The sequence below is a fragment of the Acidovorax sp. genome (assembly GCF_022763525.1).
Classification (GTDB): Bacteria; Pseudomonadota; Gammaproteobacteria; order Burkholderiales; family Burkholderiaceae_C; genus Acidovorax.
This window is the reverse complement of sequence record NZ_JALEGG010000213.1, coordinates 1-7319: the sequence shown is the minus strand read 5'-3', so window position 1 is coordinate 7319 and position 7319 is coordinate 1. Positions and strand designations below refer to the sequence as shown.

Here is a 7319-nt window from a genome sequence, read left to right as displayed (position 1 = left end):
GCCCATGGTGGTGGGCATGGCCAGCGGCGCGCTCATGGGGCTGGCTCTGACCTGGATCACGCTGGGCCGGCACCGGGTGGCGGGATCGCCGGACAACCAAAGCGTTCTGTGACGTGTTTGCTCTCGTGCTATTGAAAAGATAGCTGCTTGCGCTTTTCTATAAAGCGCTGCAGGCTGATTTTCTTTAAAAATTCTGAGCTAGGGGACACCGCCCCGTTGGGCGCCCCGCGTGCCCAGTGCGTGGATGAGTGACGGCACCTGCGCCGACAACTCCCGCGCCAGATAGCCCAGCGTGCCCTGGCTGCGTGCCAGCATATTGCCGGCCTGCGCGTGCAGCAAAACGCCCCAGGCCGTGGCCTGCAGTGGCGCAGCGCCCCGCGCCGCCAAGCCGCCGATGAGCCCGGCCAAGGTATCGCCCGAACCCGATGTGGCCAGCCCCGGCGTGCCCCCTGCAAAGCGCAGCGTTTGCCCGTCGGGCTGGGCGATGTAGGTGGCGCTGCCTTTCAGCGCCAGGCAGGCGCCCCAACGCTTGGCACCCGCCAAGGCCGTAGCCAGCGGGTCGGCCAGCACAGCCTCTTTTGACAGACCCGTGAGGTGAGCCATTTCGCCCGCGTGCGGTGTCATCACGACCGGCTGGTCGAACGGTGTGTCTCCCACCGCCGACATGGCATAGGCATCGAGCACCACGGTGCTTTGGCGAAACAGCGGCAGCATCGCCCGCACAAAGGCCACGCTGCGGGCCTCGTCCAGCATGCCAGGGCCTAGCACGACGGCGCTCACCCGTTCGGCCAGGGGGCCCAGCCGGTCGCAGTCACGCGCCGCGAATCCGCCCGCGCGCGTTTCCGCCAGCCCCATCACCCGGGCTTCGGGAATGGCCAGCGCGAGCCCCTGGGCAACCCGCTCCGGCGCGGCTACCGTCAACTTGCCGGCGCCTGCGCGCAAGGCGGCGATGGCGGCCAGCATCGCGGCGCCCGGCATTTCGTGGCTGCCGGCCACGATGAGCACATGGCCGCGCGTCTCTTTGTCGGCGTGGTCCCCTGGCTGCGGGAGGGGCCAGCGCCGAAGCAGGCTCTCGGTCAGCGCCCGCGGACGCGGGGGGCGGAGGCGGGCGGGCATGGGGCGTGGAGAAGGATGGCGCGCGGGGGCAGCTCAGGGCTTGGGTGCCGTGGCGGCGTCTGGCTCGCGCGTGACGGGTGTGTGGGCATCGCGCAACGGCGCCAGAAAGTTGGCCTGTACCAGTTGCATCGCCGCGCTGCTGCCGCTGTCTCCGGGGGCGCCGGAGGCCTCATGTGCGCGGTAGATCGTCACCGCGCAGTTCGGCACGTCGCCTTCGCGGTCAATGTCCAGGATCCGTTGCTCGTCCATGTGTTCAATCAGGTAGCGCATGCAGTTCACGATGACCTGGTGGGCCACCACCAGCACCCGCTTTCCACCGTATTCGCGCGTCACCATTTCCTGAAGACTGCGCAGGCGCAGGATCACGTCGCACCAGCTTTCGCCCCCTGGCGGGCGGAAGTAGAACTTGCCCACGTGCAGGCGCTGCGCGTGCAGTTGCGGATGGTGGTGCTGTATGCCCAGTTTGGTAAGGCGGTCGAGCATGCCGAACTCTTTCTCCCGCAGGCGTTCGTCCACCCGCAGCGTGAGGTGCTCGAGCCGGCTGTGCTGGGCCACCAGCCGGGCTGTCTGCAGCGCACGCACATACGGAGAGCAAAGGATGACCTCGGGCTGCGCGTCCACCGCCTGCCGGGCAAACCACTCACCCAGCGCCACGGACTGGGCGGTGCCCAGTTCGGACAGCGGCACGTCGATGTCCCGCCAGGCGAGGTCAATGGAGTGCAGCCCGGCCGCTTCGGCCGCATCACGCGCCACATTGCCGGCGCTCTGCCCATGGCGCACCACCCACAGAACAGCTGGCCAGCTAGCCTGCATGGGCGTGGGGCCTACCGGTCTGCCCGCCGCAGTGGAGCGCGGGCGCCTCCTGCAGCGCCGGCCAGCCTGCCCACCACGCCATCGCGCCCCGAAGCCGCCCGCGCAAGCAGCGCGCTGCCCAGCGCCCGGCCCACGGTGCGCCCCATCAGGCCACGGCTGCGGCCGGCCGCGCGCAAGGCCAGCAGCCCCGCGCCCAGCACAAGCCAGTGTTCGCCTTTGAAGCCGGGGCGCGCGGCGTCCCACTGTTGGAAGTCCTGGATTTTTTGGCGCAGCGTCATGGTGTCGTACCTCGCTCGATGCAATGCCATCGATGGTGGCCGAGGGACCCAGAAGGCGATGTCAGTGCACCGTCTTGGACCCGGTGCTCCGTGTCCTACATCTCCCGGGTGGGGGCGCTGGTGCTTTTGCCCACCTGGGCCGACACTTGTTCGGCCACCCGTTCTGCCAGAGCCCGGACGCTTCCCGGCGCACAGCCTTCGGCATGGTTGCTGATGGTCACAAAGGCGTTCTGGCCCTTGCGAGTAGTGCCGGCAATCACCTTGGCCAGCGCGGCCCGTGTGCCGGGGTCCGGGTCTTGCAGGCGGTCGTACGGCGCGTAGATCCGCTCCGCTTCCTCGTAGCCGTAGGGGCCGTGGGCGGGATGCAGGTTCCACCGGCACACCAGCGGCCCTGGCCACAGTGCGCGCAGCAACGGAAGCTGCTCCTGCAATGGCGGCAGCTTGGGGTGCAGCCCCAGGCAGTAAGTGGCCCCGGCAGCGCGCAGGACCTCGACAAACTCGGGCGTGAGCCATTGCGGATCGCGCACCTCTACGGCCAGCACGCCGTCGGGTGCGGCCGGCGCGAGCGTGGGCAGTGCCAGCAGCATCGCGCGCAAGCGGCGCAGCGGCTCGGCCATGTGGTCCAGCTGGGCCAGCGGCAAGGGGCTGATCTGAAACACCAACGCGCCCAGCTTGCGGCCCAGGCCCTGCAGGGCGGGCTCCACAAACTCGCTGCGGGCCAGGTCTGCATCCAGGAAAGCCGGGTTGGGCTGGCGGCCTCGCCCGTCTTCAGTGCGCACCAGCGCATCGGTGACCAGGCTGGGCGCCTTGACCACGAAGCGAAAGTCGTCGGGCACCTGCGAGGCATAGCGCTCGTATTCGCTGACGGTCAGCGGGCGGTAGAAGCTGCGGTCGATGCTCACCGTGCGCAGCAGCGGGTGCTGGGCGTACACGGCCAGGCCATTCTTGGAAAGCTGCGCTGGCGAATGTTCCCCCTGCCAAACCAGACCCTTCCAGCCCGGGTAGGTCCAGGACGAGGTGCCCAGCCGCAGCCGTGGCGACAGAGCGAGGGCGAGTGCTTTCAGGGCCTCGTCATCCGCAGCGGCTGAGACCACGCCCGCCGAGCGGCGGGGGCGCGCGGGTGGTGCGTCGGCGGCGCTTTCCCCGGACGACGGCGGGGCATGCGGCTTGGCAGCGGGTGGGGACTCTGGCGCGGGGCCAAACAAATCGTCTTGCATGGGCGAGGGCGGAGCGAAGGGGCGGGTGCCTACAACCCCGAAAACAGCCCGCCCTCGTTGAGCAGTTCAAACGCAATCTCCGGCTGCCGCTCCATGCCTTTCTTGATGGCTGCGGGGATGGCCTGCCGCGTCTTGCGGCACAGGCCCTGCTGCTCGTGCACCAGGATCGTGATGCCGCGCAGCGTGCGCACCTCGTTCGGGCTGGGGGCAATTGACACGCGGATGCCCAGCAGCTGCTCCATCCGCTCCTGCATGCGGCGCAGGTCGGCCAGGCTGGTGATGTTCTCCAGCCGCTGCAGCAGCTTTTTCTCCTCGGCCACCGTGAGCTGAAGCACCCGCGCGTCGGCCCCGGGCGACTGCAGCAGCGCGTCACGGTCGCAAACGCAGGCGCCGGGCGGGCATTCGGTGCGGATGGGGAAGGGCAGGGCGTTCATGGGCGGCGGCTGGCCATTCTAGAAGGGGTAGGAGCCTGCGCAGCCTATGGCAAACTCGCGCGCTTCGCGTTTTGTTTGAGTGTCAGAGAGTTCGCCACACATGCAGCAGATCATCCGGCAGTTGGCCGCAGAAATCAGGGTCAGTGAACAACAGGTGCGGGCAGCGGTGGAGCTGCTGGACGGCGGCGCCACGGTGCCGTTCATCGCGCGCTACCGCAAGGAAGTGACGGGCGGGCTGGACGACATCCAGCTGCGCGAACTGGAGGCACGCCTGTCGTACCTGCGCGAGCTGGAAGACCGCCGCGTGGCGGTGCTCAAGAGCATCGACGAGCAGGGCAAGCTGACCGATGCGTTGCGCGCCGCCATTGCCGCCGCGCCCACCAAACAGGAGCTGGAAGACATCTATCTGCCCTTCAAGCAAAAGCGTCGCACGAAGGGCCAGATTGCGCGCGAGTTCGGCATCGAGCCGTTGGCCGACAAGCTGTTTGCCGACCCCACGCTCGACCCCGCCGTGGAGGCTGCCGCCTTCACCAAGCCGCCCGAGGTGCTGGACGACGGCAAGCCAGGCGCCGATTTTTCCACGGTGCCGGCCGTGCTCGACGGCGTGCGCGACATCCTCTCCGAGCGCTGGGCCGAAGACCCGGCGCTGGTGCAAAGCCTGCGCGAGTGGCTGTGGGCTGAAGGCCTGCTGCGCAGCAAGAAAGTGGAGTCCAAGAACGAGAACGACCCCGAGGTTTCCAAGTTCCGAGACTATTTCGACTATGACGAGCCCATCGGCCGCGTGCCCTCGCACCGCGCGCTGGCGGTGTTTCGCGGGCGCGGGCTGGAGATCCTGGAAGCCAAACTGGTGCTGCCCGTGGAGCCCGAACCCGGCAAACCCAGCCTGGCCGAGGGCAAGATTGCCTTGCACCTGGGCTGGAGCCACCAGGGCCGCAAGGCCGACGACCTGATCCGCAAATGCGTGGCCTGGACCTGGCGCGTCAAGCTCAGCCTGTCGACCGAGCGTGACCTGTTCGCCCGCTTGCGCGACGAGGCCGAGAAGGTCGCCATCAAGGTGTTCGCCGACAACCTGCGCGACCTGCTGCTGGCCGCACCCGCCGGCCCGCGCGTGGTGATGGGGCTGGACCCCGGCATACGCACCGGCGTGAAGGTGGCCGTGGTGGACGCCACCGGCAAGCTGGTTGACACCGCCACGGTATATCCGCACGAGCCCAAGCGCGACTGGGACGGCTCGCTATTCACGCTGGCCAAGCTGGCCGAGAAGCACGGGGTGAACCTGATCGCCATCGGCAACGGCACGGCCAGCCGCGAGACGGACAAGCTGGCCGCCGACCTCATCAAGATGGCCGCCAAGGCCGAGCGCAAGATCGAGAAGGTGGTGGTGAGCGAGGCCGGCGCTTCGGTCTACTCCGCCAGCGAATACGCGTCGCAAGAGATGCCCGATGTGGACGTGAGCCTGCGAGGGGCCGCATCCATCGCGCGCCGCCTTCAGGACCCGCTGGCCGAGCTCGTCAAGATCGACCCCAAGAGCATTGGCGTGGGCCAGTACCAGCACGACGTGAACCAGAGCGAGCTGGCGCGCACCCTGGGCACGGTGGTGGAAGACTGCGTGAACTCGGTGGGCGTGGACCTGAACACGGCCAGCGTGCCGCTGCTCAGCCGCGTGTCTGGCCTGTCGGGCAGCGTGGCCAAGGCCGTGGTGCGCTGGCGCGAGGCCAATGGCGCGTTCAAGAGCCGCAAGCAGCTGATGGATGTGGCGGGCCTGGGCGCCAAGACGTTTGAGCAGGCCGCGGGCTTCTTGCGCATCCGTGGCGGCGAGAACCCGCTGGACATGACGGGCGTGCACCCCGAAACCTACCCCGTGGTCGAGCAGATCATGGAAAAGACCGGCAAGCCCGTGGCCGAGCTGATGGGCCGCGCCGACATGCTCAAGACCCTGAAGCCCGAGCTGTTCGCCAACGAGAAGTTTGGCGTCATCACCGTCAAGGACATCCTGGCCGAGCTGGAAAAGCCGGGCCGCGACCCCCGTCCGGACTTCAAGGTGGCGCGCTTCAACGACGGCGTGGAAGACATCAAGGACCTCAAGGAAGGCATGATCCTGGAGGGCACCGTGAGCAACGTGGCCCAGTTCGGCGCCTTCGTCGACCTGGGTGTGCACCAGGACGGCCTGGTGCATGTGAGCCAGCTGGCCCACAAGTTCGTGAACGACGCCCGCGAGGTGGTCAAGACGGGTGATATCGTCAAGGTCAAGGTCATGGAGGTGGACGTGGAGCGCAAGCGCATCGGCCTGTCGATGAAGCTGGGCGACGCGCCGCCGCGACAGGGCGGCGACCGTGGGGCGCCGCGCGAAAACCGCTTTGAAGGCGCTGGCAGGGGCTATGCACAGCCACAGCGCCGTGCGCCCGAGCCGGTGCAGCAGTCCGCCATGGCCTCGGCATTTGCGAAGTTGCAACAGGCCAAGGGCCGATAGCATCCGCTTGACCCGGCAGGAGAAGCTGGGGGCCATAATCCCCAGCACCTGAACCAACCACTGGCGCCCCATGGAGTTGAACGCACTGCTGGCCCACCCCGTGGCATTGCCCAGCCTGCCGCGCGCCGTGGCGCTGCTGATGAGCGAACTGGCCCATGAAGAGCCGAGCTTGCGGCGGCTGAACCAGTTTTTTGGCATGGACCCAGCGCTGGCAGCCCGGCTGCTGGAGCTGGCCAACTCCCACACCTTCCAGGTACCGCGGCAGATCGCCGGCATTCCCGAGGCCCTGGCACTGCTGGGCGTGGCGCAGGTGCGCGCAATCGTTACTTCGGCGCCGCTGGGCACCACCTCGCGGTCGGTGCCGGGCGTGAACATGCAGCAGTTCTGGCGCTACAGCCTCAACACTGCCAAGCTCGCGCGTTCGTTGGCGGGCATCGCGCGGCAAAACCAGATCGCCGCGTACACAGCCGGTCTGTTGCATGCCCTGGGTGAACTGGCGATCCATCTGGCCGATCCGGAGCGCGTGCAGTCCATCAACACCCTGGTGGCGCCGTTTGACCCGCGCCGCGCCAAGGTGGAGCATCGGATTTTTGGCTACTGCTATGGACACGTGACCGCGGGCCTGGCCCGGCGCTGGCGCCTGCCCGAGGTGGTGGTCGATGCGCTTCAGTACCAGAGCGCGCCGTTTGACAACACTTCCTATGAACCGCTGGCGGGCGTGATCCACTTGGCGGCCTGGCGGGCCCGTGCCCGCGAGGCCGACCTGGGCGAAAAGGAACTGGCCGTGACCTTCCCGGGCGAAGTGGGGCTGGCGCTGGGCCTGGATATCGACATGGTGTTGCAGCAGGACCCGATCGACTGGACCGCGCGGCCCGAGGCGGCCGATTACGTGGTCTAAGAACGTGTTTACGATCTCTTCAGGACCGCGCAAGTACCTTGCCGGGATGGGTTGCAAGGCGCGGCGCTTGCCAATAGCTCGGCTATTGGCAAG

7 protein-coding genes are annotated in these 7319 nt (G+C 67.9%); 2 read left to right on the top strand and 5 right to left on the bottom strand.

What is annotated here, in order from left to right:
• Positions 1 to 198: 198 nt before the first annotated feature.
• From MRY84_RS16655 to MRY84_RS16635, 5 genes are all read right to left on the bottom strand, one after another.
• Positions 199 to 1116: an NAD(P)H-hydrate dehydratase gene (locus MRY84_RS16655; RefSeq protein WP_291506823.1), complete on the bottom strand. Its 918-nt coding sequence runs from the start codon at positions 1114 to 1116 to the stop codon at positions 199 to 201.
• 33 nt (positions 1117 to 1149) lie between these two features.
• Positions 1150 to 1929, bottom strand: a complete 780-nt coding sequence (locus MRY84_RS16650; RefSeq protein WP_291506822.1) for a histidine phosphatase family protein — start codon at positions 1927 to 1929, stop codon at positions 1150 to 1152.
• An 11-nt stretch (positions 1930 to 1940) separates the two neighbouring features.
• Complete coding sequence (locus MRY84_RS16645) at positions 1941 to 2207, bottom strand: hypothetical protein (protein ID WP_291506821.1); 267 nt, start codon at positions 2205 to 2207, stop codon at positions 1941 to 1943.
• A gap of 95 nt (positions 2208 to 2302) precedes the next feature.
• Positions 2303 to 3424, bottom strand: a complete 1122-nt coding sequence (locus MRY84_RS16640) for a DUF72 domain-containing protein (RefSeq protein WP_291506820.1) — start codon at positions 3422 to 3424, stop codon at positions 2303 to 2305.
• Positions 3425 to 3453: 29 nt separating this feature from the next.
• Positions 3454 to 3858 (bottom strand): hypothetical protein, encoded by a 405-nt coding sequence (locus tag MRY84_RS16635; RefSeq protein WP_291506819.1) that lies wholly within the window; start codon positions 3856 to 3858, stop codon positions 3454 to 3456.
• A gap of 100 nt (positions 3859 to 3958) precedes the next feature.
• Between MRY84_RS16635 and MRY84_RS16630 the strand changes: the two genes are divergently transcribed.
• Both MRY84_RS16630 and MRY84_RS16625 read left to right on the top strand, forming a co-directional pair.
• Positions 3959 to 6328, top strand: coding sequence for a Tex family protein (locus MRY84_RS16630; protein ID WP_291506818.1), 2370 nt, complete (start codon positions 3959 to 3961; stop codon positions 6326 to 6328).
• Between the two features lie 70 nt (positions 6329 to 6398).
• Complete coding sequence (locus tag MRY84_RS16625) at positions 6399 to 7226, top strand: HDOD domain-containing protein (RefSeq protein WP_291506817.1); 828 nt, start codon at positions 6399 to 6401, stop codon at positions 7224 to 7226.
• Positions 7227 to 7319: the final 93 nt, after the last annotated feature.